18 protein-coding genes and 1 pseudogene are annotated in these 16,873 nt (G+C 71.4%); 14 read left to right on the plus strand and 5 right to left on the minus strand.

What is annotated here, in order from left to right; all coding sequences use genetic code 11:
• Window positions 1-113 precede the first annotated feature (113 nt).
• Both ACH34T_RS32145 and ACH34T_RS32150 read left to right on the plus strand, forming a co-directional pair.
• Window positions 114-1,364: a sensor histidine kinase gene (locus ACH34T_RS32145; protein ID WP_396024690.1), complete on the plus strand. Its 1,251-nt coding sequence runs from the start codon at window positions 114-116 to the stop codon at window positions 1,362-1,364.
• Window positions 1,364-2,047 carry a response regulator transcription factor gene (locus ACH34T_RS32150; protein WP_396024691.1) on the plus strand — a complete coding sequence of 228 codons (684 nt, stop codon included), beginning with the start codon at window positions 1,364-1,366 and terminating at the stop codon, window positions 2,045-2,047. Before ACH34T_RS32145 ends, ACH34T_RS32150 begins: the two co-directional genes overlap by 1 nt.
• A gap of 79 nt (window positions 2,048-2,126) precedes the next feature.
• On the opposite strand, the gene ACH34T_RS32155 is transcribed toward ACH34T_RS32150, so the two are convergent.
• From ACH34T_RS32155 to ACH34T_RS32170, 4 genes are all read right to left on the minus strand, one after another.
• The gene (locus ACH34T_RS32155; protein ID WP_396024692.1) at window positions 2,127-2,501 is read right to left on the minus strand and encodes a hypothetical protein; all 375 of its coding nucleotides are present in this window, start codon (window positions 2,499-2,501) and stop codon (window positions 2,127-2,129) included.
• A gap of 18 nt (window positions 2,502-2,519) precedes the next feature.
• Complete coding sequence (locus ACH34T_RS32160; RefSeq protein WP_396024693.1) at window positions 2,520-2,897, minus strand: hypothetical protein; 378 nt, start codon at window positions 2,895-2,897, stop codon at window positions 2,520-2,522.
• 25 nt (window positions 2,898-2,922) lie between these two features.
• Window positions 2,923-3,348 carry a hypothetical protein gene (locus tag ACH34T_RS32165; protein WP_396024694.1) on the minus strand — a complete coding sequence of 142 codons (426 nt, stop codon included), beginning with the start codon at window positions 3,346-3,348 and terminating at the stop codon, window positions 2,923-2,925.
• Window positions 3,349-3,528: 180 nt separating this feature from the next.
• Entirely contained in the window at window positions 3,529-4,056 is a 528-nt protein-coding gene (locus ACH34T_RS32170) for a hypothetical protein (RefSeq protein WP_396024695.1), read from the minus strand.
• Window positions 4,057-4,501: 445 nt separating this feature from the next.
• Here ACH34T_RS32170 and ACH34T_RS32175 point away from each other — a divergent pair, with 445 nt between their 5' ends.
• The 6 genes from ACH34T_RS32175 to ACH34T_RS32200 all read left to right on the plus strand — a co-directional run bounded on the left by ACH34T_RS32175 (window position 4,502) and on the right by ACH34T_RS32200 (window position 10,295).
• Window positions 4,502-4,909: a globin domain-containing protein gene (locus ACH34T_RS32175; protein ID WP_396024696.1), complete on the plus strand. Its 408-nt coding sequence runs from the start codon at window positions 4,502-4,504 to the stop codon at window positions 4,907-4,909.
• A gap of 5 nt (window positions 4,910-4,914) precedes the next feature.
• Window positions 4,915-6,105: a globin domain-containing protein gene (locus tag ACH34T_RS32180; RefSeq protein WP_396024697.1), complete on the plus strand. Its 1,191-nt coding sequence runs from the start codon at window positions 4,915-4,917 to the stop codon at window positions 6,103-6,105.
• 5 nt (window positions 6,106-6,110) lie between these two features.
• The gene (locus ACH34T_RS32185; protein WP_396024698.1) at window positions 6,111-6,767 is read left to right on the plus strand and encodes a DivIVA domain-containing protein; all 657 of its coding nucleotides are present in this window, start codon (window positions 6,111-6,113) and stop codon (window positions 6,765-6,767) included.
• A 502-nt stretch (window positions 6,768-7,269) separates the two neighbouring features.
• The gene (ftsY, locus tag ACH34T_RS32190) at window positions 7,270-8,436 is read left to right on the plus strand and encodes a signal recognition particle-docking protein FtsY (protein ID WP_396024699.1); all 1,167 of its coding nucleotides are present in this window, start codon (window positions 7,270-7,272) and stop codon (window positions 8,434-8,436) included.
• Between the two features lie 171 nt (window positions 8,437-8,607).
• The gene (locus ACH34T_RS32195; protein WP_396024700.1) at window positions 8,608-9,957 is read left to right on the plus strand and encodes an ammonium transporter; all 1,350 of its coding nucleotides are present in this window, start codon (window positions 8,608-8,610) and stop codon (window positions 9,955-9,957) included.
• Window positions 9,957-10,295, plus strand: coding sequence for a P-II family nitrogen regulator (locus ACH34T_RS32200; protein WP_396024701.1), 339 nt, complete (start codon window positions 9,957-9,959; stop codon window positions 10,293-10,295). Before ACH34T_RS32195 ends, ACH34T_RS32200 begins: the two co-directional genes overlap by 1 nt.
• A gap of 119 nt (window positions 10,296-10,414) precedes the next feature.
• Here the strand turns inward: ACH34T_RS32200 and ACH34T_RS32205 are convergent, their stop codons facing one another.
• On the minus strand, window positions 10,415-10,690 hold the full coding sequence (locus ACH34T_RS32205; RefSeq protein ID WP_396024702.1) for a hypothetical protein: 276 nt from the start codon (window positions 10,688-10,690) through the stop codon (window positions 10,415-10,417).
• A 139-nt stretch (window positions 10,691-10,829) separates the two neighbouring features.
• Here ACH34T_RS32205 and ACH34T_RS32210 point away from each other — a divergent pair, with 139 nt between their 5' ends.
• The 6 genes and pseudogenes from ACH34T_RS32210 to ACH34T_RS32235 all read left to right on the plus strand — a co-directional run.
• On the plus strand, window positions 10,830-13,235 hold the full coding sequence (locus ACH34T_RS32210; protein ID WP_396024703.1) for a [protein-PII] uridylyltransferase: 2,406 nt from the start codon (window positions 10,830-10,832) through the stop codon (window positions 13,233-13,235).
• Window positions 13,236-13,439: 204 nt separating this feature from the next.
• The gene (gene ffh / locus ACH34T_RS32215; protein WP_396024704.1) at window positions 13,440-15,029 is read left to right on the plus strand and encodes a signal recognition particle protein; all 1,590 of its coding nucleotides are present in this window, start codon (window positions 13,440-13,442) and stop codon (window positions 15,027-15,029) included.
• 355 nt (window positions 15,030-15,384) lie between these two features.
• Window positions 15,385-15,867 carry a 30S ribosomal protein S16 gene (gene rpsP / locus ACH34T_RS32220; protein ID WP_396024705.1) on the plus strand — a complete coding sequence of 161 codons (483 nt, stop codon included), beginning with the start codon at window positions 15,385-15,387 and terminating at the stop codon, window positions 15,865-15,867.
• Between the two features lies 1 nt (window position 15,868).
• The gene (locus ACH34T_RS32225) at window positions 15,869-16,111 is read left to right on the plus strand and encodes an RNA-binding protein (RefSeq protein WP_021598307.1); all 243 of its coding nucleotides are present in this window, start codon (window positions 15,869-15,871) and stop codon (window positions 16,109-16,111) included.
• 11 nt (window positions 16,112-16,122) lie between these two features.
• Window positions 16,123-16,635, plus strand: a complete 513-nt coding sequence (rimM, locus tag ACH34T_RS32230) for a ribosome maturation factor RimM (protein ID WP_396024706.1) — start codon at window positions 16,123-16,125, stop codon at window positions 16,633-16,635.
• Window positions 16,632-16,873, plus strand: a pseudogene (locus tag ACH34T_RS32235) (tRNA (guanosine(37)-N1)-methyltransferase TrmD); the annotation flags it as partial. The gene rimM and the pseudogene ACH34T_RS32235, both read left to right, overlap by 4 nt.

Raw genomic sequence — 16,873 nt, forward strand, 5'->3', positions numbered from 1 at the left:
TCGTGGGCATCGTAGCGATCCACTGCCTCCCCATGGCTAATGTTCGCTATGCATCACTCTGACCGGATCCATGGCGTCGCGAGACGGCGCTCGTCAGATGGAGGGTCCCCGCGATGACGCTCTCCGGTGCTCCGTTCACGCCCGCGCTCCAGGGGTCCGTCGAGACCCGGATCGGCACCGCGTTCGTCCTGCTCATGCAGCTGCGGGTGCTGGTGATCGGGGTGACCGTGCTGGTGGACGGGCAGGTGCGGGGAGATCCGTGGGCGCTCGCCGTGCTCGTCGTCACGGCGCTGGTCGCGGGAGTGGCGCTGGTGGGCTGGGAGAAGGTCGTCCTGCGGCTGTTCGGGCAGCCGGCGCTGCTGGCCTTCGACGTCCTGATCGGCTACGCCGTCCTGCAGGTGGGCGGGATCTTCGGCCCGTACTTCCTGGTGACGGCGGTCACCGCCGGTCTGGCCGGGCTGCTGTACCGGTGGCCGGCGACCGTGCTGCTGTGCGTTCAGCAGACCGTCCTGTACTACGCGGCGCTCTATCGGAACGCGCCAGACGAGGACGGCGGCGCCACCATGCCGCTGCTCCTCGTCCTCCCCGTCTTCTACGCGGTCGGCGCGCTGGTCGGCGCGGTGGTGCGGCGGCTGTTCGACGAGCACGCCGTCGCGGAGGAGCTGCGCTGGCGGACGGAGGCGCGGGCGATGGCGGCGGAGGAGCGGGCCCGGCTCGCCAGGGACATGCACGACTCGCTGACCGGGACGCTCTCCGGGATCGCGCTGTCGGCGAACGGCCTGCCCACCTGGGTGCGGCGGTCGCCGGACCGCGCCGAGGCGGAGGCGCGGCGGATCGCCGCGGCCGCGCGGGTCGCCGCCCGGGAGGCCAGGTCGCTCATCGCCGAGTTACGGGACGACGCCGTCCGGCTGTCGCTGCACGAGGCCCTGCGGGAGCTAGCGGCCGAGTGGGAGGACCGCACCGGCGTGCCGGTGCGAATGGATGGCGACCAGGGCGCCGACCTTCCGCCGGCCGCGCGGCGCGAGCTGGTGACGATCGTGCGGGAGGCGCTGGAGAACGTGCGGCGGCACGCGCACGCGTCCCGCGTCGACATCACGGTGGCCGCCGGGGACCAGGTGGAGGTGTGCGTGCGCGACGACGGCGAGGGCCTCCCGCGCGGTTGCCCAGGCGAGCCGGGCTGGCTGGACGCGCTCGCCCGCGGCGGCCACTACGGCCTCGTCGGGATGCACGAGCGGGCCCGGCGCGCGGGCGGCCGGCTGGCCGTGGCCTCCGTTCCAGGGGGCGGCACCGAGATCACGGCACGGATCCCGGCCGCGCCCCCGGCCGCCGAGCCCGCGCGTCCGGCGACCTCAGGGACCCGATGATGCACACCGAACCGGACCCGGACCCGGAATGTCGCTACCGCGTCCTGGTCGTGGACGACAACGCCTTCATCCGTGCCGGGCTCGCCTCCGCGCTGGAGGCCGCCGGGGACATCGACGTGGTGGGCGAGGCGGGGGACGGTCGGGAGGCGGAGGAACTGGCCCGGCGGCTGGCGCCCGACGTCGTCCTGCTGGACGTGCGGATGCCGCGCACCGACGGGGTCCGCGCCGCGGCCGCGCTGAGCCGGGTCAGCCGGGTCATCATGCTCACCCAGGTGGAGGAGCCGGACGTGGTCCTGGCGGCCGTGCGGAACGGCGCCGTCGGGTACCTGGTCCACAACACGTTCACCGTGGGGGAGCTGGCCGAGGCGATCAGGGACACCGTGCGGCACCGCGCCCATCCTCTCTCGCAGGCGGCCAGCGCCGCCCTCATCGACGCCGCGCGGACCGGCCGGACCGCGGCCCCCGCCGGTCCGGCCGATCGCGCCCGGTTCGGCCTCTCCGCCCGTGAGGCCCAGGTGATGGAACTGATCGTGCGCGGCCACTCGAACCACGACATCGCGGCCAAGCTGGTCCTCACCGAGAAGACCGTCAAGAACTACATCAACCGCATCTACGCCAAGCTCGGCGCGCCGAACCGGGCGACGGCCATCGTCACCTGGCTCGGGATGCCGCCGGGCGACTGAGCCGCACACCCGCGGCGGGCGGCCCCACCGCGGTGAGCCGTGCGTGGGCCCCACCGCGGTGGGCCGTGGGCGGGAGCGCTCAGGCGATGCCTTCCCGCCAGCGGTCGCACGGGTCTTCCCCTATCAGGACGTCCACGCAGGAGCGGAACTGCACGGGACGCCCTTCGCCGAAGTTGTGGGACCAGGTCGCGCAGTCGCCACGGTCACCGGGGTTGTAGTGCTTGCCCGTCTGGAGCGACCCGTCCTTCCGTATGTACGCGTAGTCCACGTAGGACTGGAAGAAGTCGTAGTCGGTGTCGCAGTTGTAGAACTTGTCTCCCTTGCTGATGAACTCGGTGTAGGAGCCCTCGATCGTGGACTTCTCGTTCCGCCCGGCGTGGGCGGCGGTGGCGGAGCCCAGCACCGTCGCGACGGCCAGGGCGCCGACGGTCAAGGTCCTGATGTGCGTCTTCATGGACGAGTCCCCGGGTCGCTAGGCCACGCCGGTGGACCACCGGCTGGCGCAGATGTCGTTGTTGCTCCAGATGTCCACGCAGGCGATGAAATGGACTTGGCGTCCGGCCGTGAAACCGTGGCCGAACGTGCCGCAGGTGCCGTCGCCGGTGTGCACGTAGTGCTCGCCCTTCTGGAGCGTCCCGTTCACCCGGATGTACTCGTACTTGACGTACGGGTCCCACCCGTCCCAGGACGTGTCGCAGACGGTGAACTTGTCGCCGTCGGGATTGAAGGAGACCCGTGAGCCGGTCATCTCCGAGGTGGCGGGCCGGCCGGCGTGCGCCGCGGTGGCGAAGGTCAGCACCGCGGCGGCCCCCGTGGCGCCGACGACCATCGATCTCGCCAGATTCCTCATGTCGGTCCCCTGTCGAAGCCGGTGGTCACGGGGTGATCTGGTGGCACTGCTCGGTGAGCTTGCGGCCGTGCGAGTACATCACCGCGCAGGCGAGGCCGCGCTTGAGGGTCGCCTTGCCGATCGTCCGCACGCCGGTCCGCACGCAGGAGTTGTGCGTGGCGCCGTTGGTGCGCTTGTACTGCTTGCCGCCGCTGGTGTAGTAGAAGTCAATGCGCCATTCGCTCAGGCAGCCGATCGAACGGAATTTGGCGGTCTCGTAGTTGACCTTCAGCCCGGATCCGCTGATGTCGTGGCCCAGCACCCCGCCGGGAATCTCCAGCGGGCCGACGACCACGGCGCCCCAGGTCGAAACGCCGGAGGCGTCGGCATGGGCGGGAGCGGTGACGGCCAGCGGCAACGCGATTCCGGTCGCGGCCGCGGCGATGGTGAGCATCGCCCTTCGTGAACGCATTCTGTTTCCTCCTGACGGACGGCTTTTCCGTCGCCGTCCAGCTCTTGTGAGGAAAACTAATGAGGCGGCACGGCCCCGGTTAGGGCCCTAGGGCCCCAACAGCTCGTTCGGGGGACCCCAGTATCAGCGGGCGGCGCGTCCGGCCGGCAACCGCGGTGACCGGGACGCGCCGCCGCGAGGTCAGGCCACGATCTGCCAGATCTTCCCGTTGTGACGCAATGCGAATTCGCTTTGCAGGGTCTCCACCGACATGGCCCCGCGCGTCCAGTTCAGCGCGGAGAACGGGATGACCGCCATTCCGTCCCGCAGATCGCCGCCCGTCACGGTCACGGTTCGCATGGCCCTCCGCTCGCGCGGCCGGAGAAGGTGGGGCGTGAGGCGCACGCCCCGCGGGCAGTCGCCCTTGAGCGCCGGCCCCCGGACGAACGCGCCGCCGGCGGCGACGTAGCGGCAGACCGCCTGATCTCCCGCCGCCTGGCCGCGCAGGAACTGCTGGAGAGCCGCCCGAGCGCCCTGGATGCCGGGCTGCGCGCCGGGATCGGGAGCCCGCGTCGCGGGCGCCGACGACGCCGGCGAGGCCGGGCTCAGCGAGGCCGAGGGGGGCGACGCCTCGCCGGGACTCTCGTCGCCGCAGGCCGTGAGGAAGCCGATGGCGAGCGACGTCCCGATGAGGGCGGCGCCGCCGGAGGCGAGGAGCCGACGAGCCATAGCGGGCCCCGTTTGGGTCGGAGGTGTCCACACCGTCGAGCGCCGCCTGCCCGGTGATCAAGCGGCCGCCCAAGACTAACGCCTTCATCGGACGCTGGGCATGGCCGGCGGACGGCAGGTCACGGCTGAGCTGCACGTATTTCACATGGTTGTAATATCGGCACCTTTCCTGGAACGTGACATCGTTCACAGTTGCGTATTTCGGACGCGCCCCGCGATCTGGTCCCGGAGATTTTTGCCGTCCTATAACGGTTTGGCGTCGGTGCATTTGCGCCGGTGACCGGTTGATTTGCGGGATCGGCGTGCACCGACCGTGACGGCGCGGCGACGCTGACGGACTTGTGCGCCCCGGACCCATCCACTACGCATAAGCACCGGTGGTTCTCCGGCTCCCCTTGCCGGGCACCCCCGCCCGGTGCGGAGAACCGCTGGAAAGGTGATGCCCGTGGACCCGCAGAAACTCAAAGACAATTTTGCGCTGGTGGCCGCGAACGGCGTGGACGTCGCCGAATATTTCTATGCCGACCTTTTCGCGCGGGAACCGCAGCTCAGGTCGATGTTCCCGGCCGGGATGAGCCGGCAGTACGACCTGCTCCTCGGCGCCCTCGGCCGGATCGTGGCGACCGTCGACGACCACGACAGGCTCGTCCCGTTCCTGCGGGACCTCGGCCGCCAGCACCACGGCTTCGGCGTCCTCGCCGACCACTACGCGCCCGTCGGCGCCAGCCTCCTCGCGACCCTCGCCTACTTCAGCGGGCCCGACTGGACCGACGACCTCGAACACGACTGGGCCGCCGCCTACGGACTCGTCACCAAGGTCATGACCGGGGCCGCCGCGGAGCTCGTCTCCTGATCCACGTGGACGCCCAGCGCCTGAAGGACAACTTCGCGCACGTCGCCGAGCAGGGCGACGCCGTCGCGCTCTTCTTCTACTCCGACCTGTTCGTACGCAACCCGCACCTGCGCGACATGTTCCCGATCGGGATGAGCCACCAGCGCGACAAGCTGCTGCGCGCCCTCGGCCACATCGTCGCCCAGGTCGACGACCTGGCCACCCTCGTGCCGTTCATCCAGCAGCTCGGCCGCGACCACCGCAGGTTCGGCATCGTCGCCGAGCACTACCCGCACGTCGGGGCCAGCCTCATCGCCACCCTCCGGCACTTCTCCGGCCCCGCCTGGACCGACGAGATCGAAAGCGACTGGACCGCCGCCTACGGCCTCGTCGCCAAGGTCATGCTGGAAGCCGCCGACGAGGACTCCCTGACCAGCCCCGCCTGGTGGAACGGCCACGTCGTCGCCGTCGAACGGCGCCGGTTCGACATCGGCGTCCTGCGCGTCCAGCCCGACCGGCCGCTCCCGTACCGGCCCGGTCAGTCCGTCGCGGTCGAGGTGCCGTCCCGGCTGCGGCACTGGCGGTACTACTCGATGGCGAACGCGCCGCGCCCCGACCACACGGTCGACTTCCACGTCCGGCTCGTCGACGGGGGCCCGGTCAGCCCCGTCCTCGTGCGCGCCACCGAGACCGGCGACCGGCTCCGGATGGGCGCCCCCATCGGCACCCTCACACTGGACGAGGCGTCCGGACGGGACGTCCTGCTCATCGCGGGCAGCACCGGACTCGCCCCCCTCAAGGCCATCCTGGAGCAGATCATCGGCCGTCCCGCCCCGCCGCGCGTCCACCTGTTCTTCGGCGCCCGGACCCGCGACGGCCTGTACGACCTGGAAGACCTGACGAAGCTCGCCGGCGAGTTCCCCTGGCTCACCGTCGTCCCCGCCGTGTCGGACGAACCCGGCGGACACGGCTTCTCGCCCGTCCTCCAGTCGGGCGCGCCGTCGTCGTGGTTCGAGGCGGGCCACTCGCCGGGCGACGCCGACGTCGAGCACGGCGTCCTGTCCGACGTCGTGGCCAGACGCGGCCCTTGGAACGATCACGACGCCTACGTGTGCGGGCCGTCAGCTATGGTCGGGCACACCGTCGAGCAGCTCGCGATGCTCGGCGTGCCGCGCGACCGAATCCGGTTGGAAACCTTCGCAGACGCACAGAGGTGAGCGCGTTGAACTCCCCGAACCTTCCCGTCGTTTCCGAAGGCACGCGGCTCACCCCGGGCGAGCTCCGGTCCGTGGAATTCGCCCGGGCGGCGCTCGGCCGCCGCGGATACGACGAGGAGGAGGTCCGCAACTTCCTGTCCTACGTCGAGCACGAACTCGTCCAGATCTTCAACGACAAGGCCGCGCTCGGCGAGGAGGTCAACCGGCTCCGCGCCCAGGCCGCCCGGGGCGGCAACGGCGTGATGGCCCCCGAGGACGCCCACTTCCAGGCCGTCCGGATCCTGTCCCAGGCCCAGCAGACCGCCGACCTGTACGTCGCGGACGCCGAACGCTACACCCGCGAACTCGCCCACGAGGCCCGCCTGCACCGCGAGGCCATCCTGTCGGACGCCAAAGGACGCGCGGAACAACTGCTGGAACACGCCCACCGCAAGGCCGCCGCCGTCGCCGACGCCGCCGTCCGAACCGCCGAACAACACGCGCGCCCGCCCACGCGCCCCCACGGCCTACCGGACGACGAACGCCGCGCGATGGAACGCGAGATCGCCTACCTGCGCACCTACAGCGACGTCTACCGCACCCACCTGCGCTCCTACCTGGAAGCACTCCTCCGCAACGTCAACGAATGGGAAACCTCCGAACGAGCCTCCCTGCCGCGCTGATTGCGTTGCACTCCTCCTTCGGCCCTGGGGGGCCTCCATCGTCGTGCAACGCGTGCGATCGCTGCATCGCTCCGGCTCGCCCAGGGGCTCGCTGCGCGATCAGGTTTCTTGCTTCGCTCGAAACCTGCCTTCGGTCGCGATCGCGACGATTTCGGTCGTCGCGTGGTTGCGGCGGTGGCTGAGGTAGGTGCGTCCGGGCGGTTGCGGTGCGTTGGGGCCTTGAGGCGGCTACGGCCGACGTGTGGGACGACAGCTCGAAGGTGGTTGTGGCCTCGGCCTAGTCACTTCTGACGCCCGTATGGCTTGTGAGGTCGGTCGGGCCGAACTGGTGGAGGGGCGGCCTGGCGGAGCGCGGGTCGGTGTCGTGTTGGGAGGCCGCCGGACGAGTGGCGCGTGCCCGTAGACGAGACGTGCTTCCGGTGTAGTGCGGTATGGGGTTGGAGACCGGGGTTCCTTGGGGGCGTCTCCTTGGGTAGGCAGGTTCTGGAAAACTGGGGGCGCTATGGAATATCTGATCGTCATTGCCGCGCTGGTGGTCGTTGCGCTGATCGTCGGCGGTGTCCTGTTGTTGCGGCCGGGCCGGGGACGGGCGCGGCCGCCTGCCGAGCGTCCCGCGGAGCGTCCTGCCGGGCGGGCGGGGGGCGCGACCGCCGTCGACGAGGCGGAGGGCGGTGCGCCCACCGTGGAGCGGGCGCCGCCGACGGAGGTTCGGCCGCCGCGGCCCACGGTCGAGATCGAGACGCCGCCGCCGGGCGCGGGACGCCTGGTCAGGCTGCGGGCCCGGCTCGCCCGCTCGCAGAACACCTTCGGCAAGACCCTCCTCGGGCTCCTGTCGCGCGACACGCTGGACGAGGACGCCTGGGAGGAGATCGAGGAGACCCTGATCACCGCCGACATGGGCGCCGCCGTGGCCCGCCAGGTCACCGACGACCTGCGGACCCGGGTACAGGTCCTCGGCACGCGCAGCCCGGCGGACGTCCGCGAGCTGCTCAAGGGGGAGCTGGTCAAGCAGATCGGCCCGGACCTGGACCGCTCGCTGCACACCGAGCCGCCCGGCGAACGGCCCGGCGTGATGATGGTCGTCGGCGTCAACGGCACCGGCAAGACCACGACGTGCGGGAAGCTCGGACGCGTCCTCGTCGGCGACGGGAAGACCGTGATCGTCGGCGCCGCCGACACCTTCCGCGCCGCCGCCGCCGACCAGCTGGAGACGTGGGCGACGCGGGTCGGGGCGCAGGTCGTCCGGAAGGACGAGGGCGCCGACCCCGCCAGCGTCGCGTTCGACGCCGTCAAGCAGGGCATCGACACCAAGGTCGACGTGGTGATCATCGACACCGCGGGGCGGCTGCACACCAAGACCGGGCTGATGGACGAGCTCGGCAAGATCAAGCGGGTCGTGGAGAAGCAGGCCACGGTCGACGAGGTGCTGCTCGTCCTCGACGCCACGACCGGGCAGAACGGCATGCAGCAGGCCCGCGTGTTCGCCGAGGTCGTCAACATCACCGGCGTCGTGCTGACGAAGCTGGACGGCACCGCTAAGGGCGGCATCGTCGTCCAGGTACAGCGCGAGCTGGGCGTCCCGGTCAAGCTCGTCGGCCTCGGCGAGGGCCCGGACGATCTCGCCCCCTTCGAGCCCGAGGCCTTCGTCGACGCCATCCTGGGAGACTGAAAAAACAGGCCAATATTGCAGAAATGCGGTTTGTGAGGATTTGGAAACAGCGGTGAAACACGCCGGGACCGGGTTTCACACCGCCGAAACGTAGGAACCCCTCAGGCGAAACCGCCGCGCCCGAGTCTCTGAGCAGTCACGTTCCCCTGGCGAGGAGGGACTCTCTCAGAGATGAAGATCGACAGCGGTAGTACCGCCTGGATGCTGACGAGCACCGCGCTCGTCCTGCTGATGACGCCCGGACTTGCCTTCTTCTACGGCGGCATGAGCCGGGCCAAAAGCGTGCTCAACATGATGATGATGAGCTTCGTCAGCATCGCCGTCGTGGGCATGGCGTGGGTCGTCTACGGCTACTCCCTCACGTTCGGCGACGGCGGCGGGCTCAGCTCGTTCATCGGCGGATTCGGCGACTGGGGCCTCGTCGGCCTGGAGAACGCCGCCACGGCGGGCGACGGCACCGGCATCCCGCAACTGGTGTTCGTGGCCTTCCAGGCGACGTTCGCCATCATCACCGTCGCGCTGATCAGCGGCGCCGTCGCGGATCGCGCCAAGTTCGGCGCCTGGGTCGTGTTCACCCTCGTGTGGGTGACGCTCGTGTATTTCCCGATCGCCCACTGGGTCTGGTGGTCGGACGGCGAGGACGGCGGCAAGGCCGGATGGCTCTTCGACCTCGGCGCCCTCGACTTCGCGGGCGGGACGGTCGTCCACATCAACGCGGGCGTCGCGGCGCTCGCGCTCGTCCTCGTGCTCGGCGGGCGCAGGGGCTGGCCGAAGGAACCGATGCGCCCGCACAACCTGCCGTTCGTCCTGCTCGGCGCCGGACTGCTGTGGTTCGGCTGGTTCGGGTTCAACGCCGGGTCCGCGCTCGGCGCCGGGGCCACCGCGGCCGTCGCGTTCGTCAACACGCTCGCCGCGGCCTGCGCCGCCGCGTTCGCGTGGATCGTCGTCGAGAAGCTGCGGGACGGGTCGTCCACCACGCTCGGGATCGCGTCCGGCATCGTCGCCGGGCTGGTCGCCGTCACCCCGGCCTGCGCGTTCGTCACCCCGCTCGGCGCCATCGCCCTCGGCCTCGTCGCCGGCGCGGTCTGCGCGTTCGCGGTCAGCCTGAAGTACAGGCTCGGCTACGACGACTCGCTGGACGTCGTCGGCGTCCACATGGTCGGCGGCATCGTCGGCGCCCTCCTCATCGGCGTCCTGGCCACCACGGCGGTCAACGACGCCGGCGCCGACGGGCTGCTCGCCGGCGGCGGTTTCGCGCTGCTCGGCAAGCAGGCCGTCGCGATCCTGGCAACGCTCGCCTACTCCTTCGTCGTCACCTACGCGATCGCCAAGGTCATCGACCTGGTCATGGGCTTCCGGATCAGCGAGGACGACGAGGCCGCCGGCATCGACAGCACGGCGCACGCCGAGACGGCGTACGACTTCGGCACCATCCGGGCGGGTATCGGTTCCGGCGCGACCGCGGCGGCGCCCGTCCCGCCGGCCCCGGTCTCCGGCCACACGAAGGTGGAGGCGAAGTGATGAAGCTCGTCACGGCGGTCATCAAGCCGTTCAAGCTGGACGACGTCAAGAAGGCCCTGGAGGCCTTCGGAGTCCGCGGCCTGACGGTCAGCGAGGCCAGCGGTTACGGCCGCCAGAAGGGCCACACCGAGGTCTACCGAGGCGCCGAGTACCAGGTCGACCTGGTGCCCAAACTGCGGATCGAAGTCCTCGTCGACGCGGCGGACGCCGACGACATCATCGACGTGATCGTCCAGGCGGCCCGCACCGACAAGATCGGCGACGGCAAGGTCTGGGCCGTCCCGGTCGACACCGTCGTCCGCGTCCGCACAGGAGAAACCGGCCCCGAAGCCCTCTGACCCCAACACCTGAATGCCCCTGTCAGCTGCGGAACGGGCCCCGGCCTGCAATGGCGCAACGGGGCCCAGACAGTCCGCTTTGCGCCGACGGACTCAGAAGGCCCAATGAGCCCCGACGATCATTGGCCAAGGAGGACTATGAGCTCGGGACGGCACAAGAACCCCAGCCACACCAACGATCTCACCCCTCCCACCCAACCCAACACAGTCAACATGGCCGATGTGGCCGGCGTAGCCGGGGCGGCCAGCATGTCCGATACGGCCAGCACGGCCAGCACGGCCAGCACGGCCAGCACGGCCAGCACGCCTGGCGCGGCCAGCACGGCCAGCACGCCTGGCGCGGCCAGCACGGCCGGTGAGGCTGGCATGACCGGGGCGGCCAGCGCGGGCGGCATGGCCGACACGGTTGGCGCGGCCCACGCGGTTGGTACGGCCAGCACGGTTGGCGCGGTTGGCGTGGCTCGTGCGGCGGACGCAGGCGACATGGCTGGTGCGGCCGAAGCTGGCGCGGCTAGCGCGGTAGGCGAAGCCGAAATGGCCGACACGGCCTGCGCGACTCACACCGCGGGCGCGGCTTATTTGGCGGGGGCGGCTCATATCGCGGGCGGGGCTTGCGCGGGGCGTGCGGGGCTTGTGGTGGCGCGGGCGGGGCGGGCCGTTGAGCTGGATCGGTGGCTGCGATCCCTCCTGGCGGCCAGTCCTGTTCCGGAGGACGTCGCCCTCATCGCGGTCGGCAGCCACGCCCGGCGCGAGCTGACGCCCGGCGGTGACCTCGACCTGGTCCTCGTGCATCGTGGCCGTGCAGGCGTCGCCGAGGTCGCCGACCGCGTCTGGTACCCGGTCTGGGACTCCGGACTGCGGCTCGACCACTCCGTCCGCACCGTCCACGAGGCCCGGACGGTGGCGCGCGGCGACCTGAAGGCCGCCCTCGGGCTGCTGTCGGCTCGCCACATCGCGGGTGACCGCGCGCTCGCGGACGAACTGCGCGCCGCCGTCCTCGCCGACTGGCGCGCCGACGCCCCTGCCCGACTGCCCGAGTTGTCGGACATGTGCCGCGAACGGTGGGAGACCCAGGGCGAGCTGGCCTTCCTTCTGGAGCCCGACCTCAAGGAGGCGCGCGGCGGGCTCCGCGACGTCCACGTCATGGACGCCGTCGCCGCGTCCTGGGTGGCGTCCGGCCCCGACGGACGGGTCCGGGCGGCCCATGACCTGCTGCTCGACGTCCGGCACGCGTTGCACGAGGTCACGGGCCGATCCGCCGACCGTCTCGTCCTGCAGGAGCAGGACCCGGTCGCCCGCGCCCTCGGCCTGGACGACGCGGACGTCCTGCAACGCTCGATCTCGGAGGCCGCCCGCACGATCACCTACGCGGCCTCGCACACATGGCGCCGTGTCGACCGCTTCACCAAGTCCCGGGGCAGGTCACGGCGGGGCGTCGAGCGGAGCCCCGCCGGGGACGGCGCCGTCGAGCACGACGGCGAGGTCGTCCTCGCGCGGAACGCCGACCTGAACGATCCGGCGCTCGTCCTCCGTGTCGCCGCGGCCGCGGCCCAGGCGGGCCTGCCGCCGGCTCCCGCCACCGTCGCCCGCCTCGCCGAACACGCCGCCCTGCCGCGGACGCCCTGGCCCGCCGCCGCCCGCGACGCCCTCGTGTCGCTGCTCGGCGCCGGTCCCGCGGCCATCGGCGTCTGGGAGGCGCTCGACCAGGCCGGGCTGATCGTCCGGCTGCTGCCCGTCTGGGAACGTGTCCGGAACCGTCCGCAGCGTAACCCCGTCCACCGCTTCACCGTGGACCGCCACCTCGTGGAGACCGCCGCCGGCGCCGCCGCCCTCACCCGCGAGGTCGCCAGGCCCGATCTTCTCCTCGTCGGCGCCCTCCTGCACGACATCGGCAAGGGCCTGCCCGGTGACCACTCGGTCACTGGCGCCGTCGTCGCCCGCGACATCGGCACGCGCCTGGGCTTCCCCGAGGACGACGTCCGCGTGCTGGAGGCGCTCGTCCGCCACCATCTGCTGCTCCCCGAGACCGCCACCCGCCGTGACATCGACGACCCGGTGACCGTCCAGACCGTCATCGCCGCCGTCTCGGACGTGCCCGGCCGCGAACGCGAGCTCCTCGACCTCCTCGCCGCCCTCGCCGTCGCCGACGGCAACGCGACCGGCCCCGCCGCGTGGGGCGCCTGGAAGGCCGCCCTCGTCGCGGACCTCACCCGCCGCGCCGCCGCCGCGCTGTCCGGCGGCTCGCGCCCCGTCCCCGCCCTGCCGCCCGAACAGGTGGCCCTTGCCCGCCACGACGGCGCCGCCGTCCGCATCACCGGCTCCCGCATCACGATCGCCGCTCCGGACCGTCCGGGCCTCCTCTGGCGTGCCGCAGGCGTGCTCGCCCTGCACCGCCTGGCCGTGAAGACCGCCCGCACCACCTCCTCGTCCACCTCAAGCTCTTCGCCCGCCACCAGCGACGACGTGTCCGGCGACCGGGGGCGCTCTGTGAGTTCGGCGGGGGAGTCGCAGGGGACGGCCGTGCTGGACTTCACGGCCGTGCCCGAGTACGGGACGCCGCCGGATCCGGCCAGTCTGGAGGCCGATCTTCGGCGGATGCTCGCCGACCGGCTCGATGTGGCCGATCGCCTGGAACGGCGGGCCCGGTCCATGCGCGTACGGCCCGGTGTGGCGGTGGCCCCGCCGCGGGTGATGATCGTGGAGGACGCGTCCCGCACCGCCACCGTCGTCGAGGTGCGCGCCCATGACCGGCCAGGGCTGCTCTGGCGGATCGGACAGGCGCTGGGCGCATGTGGCCTGCAGGTTCGCGCCGCCCAGGTCGACACGCTGGGCGCTGAGGCCGTGGACGTCTTCTACGTAGTGGACGCCGAGGGCCGACCCCTGGACGATCCCGCGACTCTCGCGGCCGTCCGCTCCCGAGTCTTGGCTGCCCTTCGCTGACACTGCCCATGTCCTCGTCCTCCGCCATGGCCTCAATGCGGTGTGGCGCGGGGGTGCGGCACCGTCTGATCGGGTGCCGGGACGCGGCCCGGGACCGGACGGACGAGCGGCCGCCGAGAACGGTCTGGCGGGAGGGGCAAGGCTCGGCCGGTGACCCGATACGCTGATAGGCGATCCCAGAAGCTTTAAGGACGGTCCAGACACGTGTTCGAGACGCTCTCCGACCGGTTGACGACGGTCTTCTCGTCGCTGCGCAGCAAGGGCCGGCTCTCCGAGGCCGACATCAACGCCACGGCCCGCGAGATCCGGATCGCGCTGCTCGAGGCCGACGTCGCGCTGCCCGTGGTCAAGGACTTCATCGCGCAGGTCAAGGAGCGGGCGCGGGGCTCGGAGGTCTCGCAGGCGCTGAACCCGGCGCAGCAGGTCGTCAAGATCGTCAACGAGGAGCTCATCAACATCCTCGGCGGCGAGACGCGCCGGATCAGGCTGGCCAAGACCCCGCCCACCGTGATCATGCTCGCGGGCCTGCAGGGCGCCGGTAAGACGACGCTCGCGGGCAAGCTGGCCCGGTGGCTGAAGCAGGAGGGCCACGCGCCGATGCTCGTGGCCGCCGACCTGCAGCGGCCGAACGCCGTCCAGCAGCTCCAGGTCGTCGGCGAGCGGGCCGGGGTGCCGGTGTTCGCGCCCGAGCCGGGCAGCGGCGTCGGCGACCCGGTGGACGTGTCGCGCCGGTCCATCGAGCAGGCCAAGCACGCCCAGCACGACGTCGTCGTCATCGACACCGCGGGACGTCTCGGCGTCGACGCCGAGATGATGCAGCAGGCCATCGACATCCGCGACGCCGTGAAGCCCGACGACGTGCTGTTCGTCGTCGACGCGATGGTCGGCCAGGACGCGGTCAACACCGCGCAGGCGTTCATGGACGGCGTCGGCTTCGACGGCGTCGTCCTGACGAAGCTCGACGGCGACGCGCGGGGCGGCGCGGCGCTGTCCGTCCGGCACGTCACCGGATGTCCGATCATGTTCGCCTCGACGGGCGAGAAGCTCGAGGACTTCAGCGTCTTCCACCCGGACCGCATGGCGGGCCGGATCCTCGACATGGGCGACGTCCTCACCCTGATCGAGCAGGCCGAGCAGGCGTTCGACGCCGAGCAGGCCGAGAAGATGTCCAGCAAGTTCGCCTCGGGCGAGGACTTCACCCTCGAGGACTTCCTCGAGCAGATGATGATGATCCGCAAGCTCGGGCCGATCGGCAACCTGCTCGGCATGATGCCGGGCATGGGCCAGGTCAGGGACCAGGTCAACCAGATCGACGACAAGGACCTGGACCGGATCGCCGCGATCATCCGTTCGATGACCCCGCAGGAACGCGCCCAACCCAAGATCATCAATGGATCGCGGCGGGCGCGCATCGCGGGCGGTTCGGGCGTCAGCGTCGGCGAGGTCAACAGCCTCGTCACCCGGTTCTTCGACGCGCAGAAGATGATGCGCCAGATGGCCGGCGGGATGGGCCTACCCGGCATGCCCGGCGGACGCAAGAAGGCCAAGGCCGCGAAGGCGTCCAAGAACAGGAAGGGCAAGCAGCGCAGCGGCGACCCGCGCAAGCGCGCGGGCGGGGGCAAAGGACGCCAGGACCAGCAGCCCGCGGCCGACGGCGCGCCCCAGAGCCTTCCCCCCGGCCTCGGCGGCGGTCCCGGCACCGCCCCCGGCCTCCCGCCCGGCCTCGGCGGCCAGCTCCCGCCCGGCTTCCAGATGCCCGACCTGAACAAGCTCCAGGGCCGCAAGAAGAAGTAGCCCGACACGTCGCGCTCCTGGAACCGCTGCTCTTGCCCCCGCCCAGCAGGCCGCAGCACGGCGCCCGCACAGGGCACCCGCCGCGTCGCCGCGGCTCGCTGCGTGACCGATTCGCGCCGGGACGTGCGCCCGTGCGCCCCCGCTTGCCCGTAGCACTCGCGGCCGACAACACGGCATTGCGCGATTGCGCGTTTCCGGGGATCGTCTGGCAGAATGACAGGCTGGAAACCCCGGAGTCGCCAGGCGCCCTCTCTCGTCCTGCGCGACCGGAGTCCTCGGGCGGCCAGTGAGCCGGTGTTCCCCACCTGGCGCGGGCCCGTCCACCCTGTAATGAAGTCTGGAGTACACCACACCCGTGGCAGTCAAGATCAAGCTCAAGCGTCTGGGGAAGATCCGGAACCCGCAGTACCGGGTCGTCGTTGCCGACGCCCGCACCAAGCGTGACGGGCGCGCCATCGAGGAGATCGGGCTCTACCAGCCCAAGCAGGAGCCTTCGCTCATCAAGATCGACTCGGAGCGGGCGCAGTACTGGCTCAGCAAGGGCGCGCAGCCGACCGAGCCCGTGCTCAACCTGCTGAAGATCACCGGTGACTGGCAGAAGTTCAAGGGCGAGCCGGGCGCCGAGGGCACCCTCAAGGTCGCCGAGCCGAAGCCCGACAAGAAGGCCGCGTTCGAGGCGGCCGTCAAGGAGTCGCTGGGCGACGACACCGCCTCCGCCGGTGCCGCGCCGACCCGGGGCAAGAAGAAGGCCGAGCCGAAGAAGGCCGAGCCGAAGAAGTCCGAGGCGAAGTCCGAGGCGAAGGCCACCGAGACGACCGAAGCTAAGAGCGAGGGCTGACGTGCTCGAAGAAGCGCTCGAGCACCTGGTCCGCGGGATCGTGGAGAATCCGGACGACGTCCGGGTCCGCGCCCGCCGGATCAGGGGCGGCCGGGTCCTCGAGGTGCGGGTGCACCCCGAGGACCTCGGGAAGGTCATCGGCCGCAGTGGACGCACCGCCAAGGCCCTCCGCACGGTGATCAGCGCCCTCTCCGGCGGCCGCTACGTGCGCGTTGACCTCCTCGACGTCAACGAGGTCCGCTGAGTGGCGTCCTGATGAGCGAACCGCTCGTGGTGGGACGGATCGGACGGCCGCACGGGGTCCGCGGTGAGGTCACCATCGACGTCCGCACGGACGAACCGGACACCCGGTTCGCCGCGGGCACCGAGATCGTCACCGACCCCGCGGCCGTCGGCCCGCTCGTCGTCGAGCGCGCTCACTGGCATTCCGGGCGCCTGCTCGTGCGTTTCGCCGGGATCGGCGACCGCGATGCCGCGGAAGGACTCCGCGGCACCTGGCTCGTCGTCGACCCCGGCGAGATCCCCCCGTCCGCGGACCCGGACGACTTCCACGACCGGGAACTGATCGGGCTCGCCGTCGTCACCGCGGACGGCGCCGACGTCGGACGGGTCGCCGACGTCCTGCACCACGGCCAGGACCTTCTCGTCGTGGACGGCCCCGGCGGGGAGACGCTGGTCCCGTTCGTGACCGCACTCGTCCCCGAGGTGGACGTTCCAGGGGGGCGGCTCGTCATCGACCCACCCCCGGGCCTGCTCGACGAATCATGAAAATCGACATCGTCACGATCTTCCCCGAGTACTTCGCCGCCCTCGACATCTCCCTCCTCGGCAAGGCCCGGCGAACCGGACTCCTGGACGTCCACGTCCACGACCTGCGCGACTGGACCCACGACCGGCACCGCACCGTCGACGACACCCCGTACGGCGGCGGCCCGGGCATGGTCATGAAGCCAGAACCATGGGGCGAGGCCCTCGACGCCATAGTCCCCCCCACGCCTCCACCCCC

This window comes from Actinomadura sp. 9N215, assembly GCF_044326345.1.
Lineage (GTDB): Bacteria > Actinomycetota > Actinomycetes > Streptosporangiales > Streptosporangiaceae > Spirillospora.

Bases quoted from the DNA above. Each gene is read 5' to 3' on its own strand.
- ACH34T_RS32160 (WP_396024693.1), bottom strand. From the start codon at position 2,897: ATGAGGAATCTGGCGAGATCGATGGTCGTCGGCGCCACGGGGGCCGCC.
- rimM (WP_396024706.1), top strand. From the start codon at position 16,123: ATGAGCGAACCGCTCGTGGTGGGACGGATCGGACGGCCGCACGGGGTC.
- ftsY (WP_396024699.1), top strand. From the start codon at position 7,270: ATGGAATATCTGATCGTCATTGCCGCGCTGGTGGTCGTTGCGCTGATC.
- ACH34T_RS32195 (WP_396024700.1), top strand. From the start codon at position 8,608: ATGAAGATCGACAGCGGTAGTACCGCCTGGATGCTGACGAGCACCGCG.
- ACH34T_RS32145 (WP_396024690.1), top strand. From the start codon at position 114: ATGACGCTCTCCGGTGCTCCGTTCACGCCCGCGCTCCAGGGGTCCGTC.
- ACH34T_RS32150 (WP_396024691.1), top strand. From the start codon at position 1,364: ATGCACACCGAACCGGACCCGGACCCGGAATGTCGCTACCGCGTCCTG.
- ACH34T_RS32200 (WP_396024701.1), top strand. From the start codon at position 9,957: ATGAAGCTCGTCACGGCGGTCATCAAGCCGTTCAAGCTGGACGACGTC.
- ACH34T_RS32165 (WP_396024694.1), bottom strand. From the start codon at position 3,348: ATGCGTTCACGAAGGGCGATGCTCACCATCGCCGCGGCCGCGACCGGA.
- ACH34T_RS32210 (WP_396024703.1), top strand. From the start codon at position 10,830: ATGGCCGACACGGCCTGCGCGACTCACACCGCGGGCGCGGCTTATTTG.
- ACH34T_RS32170 (WP_396024695.1), bottom strand. From the start codon at position 4,056: ATGGCTCGTCGGCTCCTCGCCTCCGGCGGCGCCGCCCTCATCGGGACG.
- ACH34T_RS32205 (WP_396024702.1), bottom strand. From the start codon at position 10,690: ATGCCGCCCGCGCTGGCCGCCCCGGTCATGCCAGCCTCACCGGCCGTG.
- ACH34T_RS32155 (WP_396024692.1), bottom strand. From the start codon at position 2,501: ATGAAGACGCACATCAGGACCTTGACCGTCGGCGCCCTGGCCGTCGCG.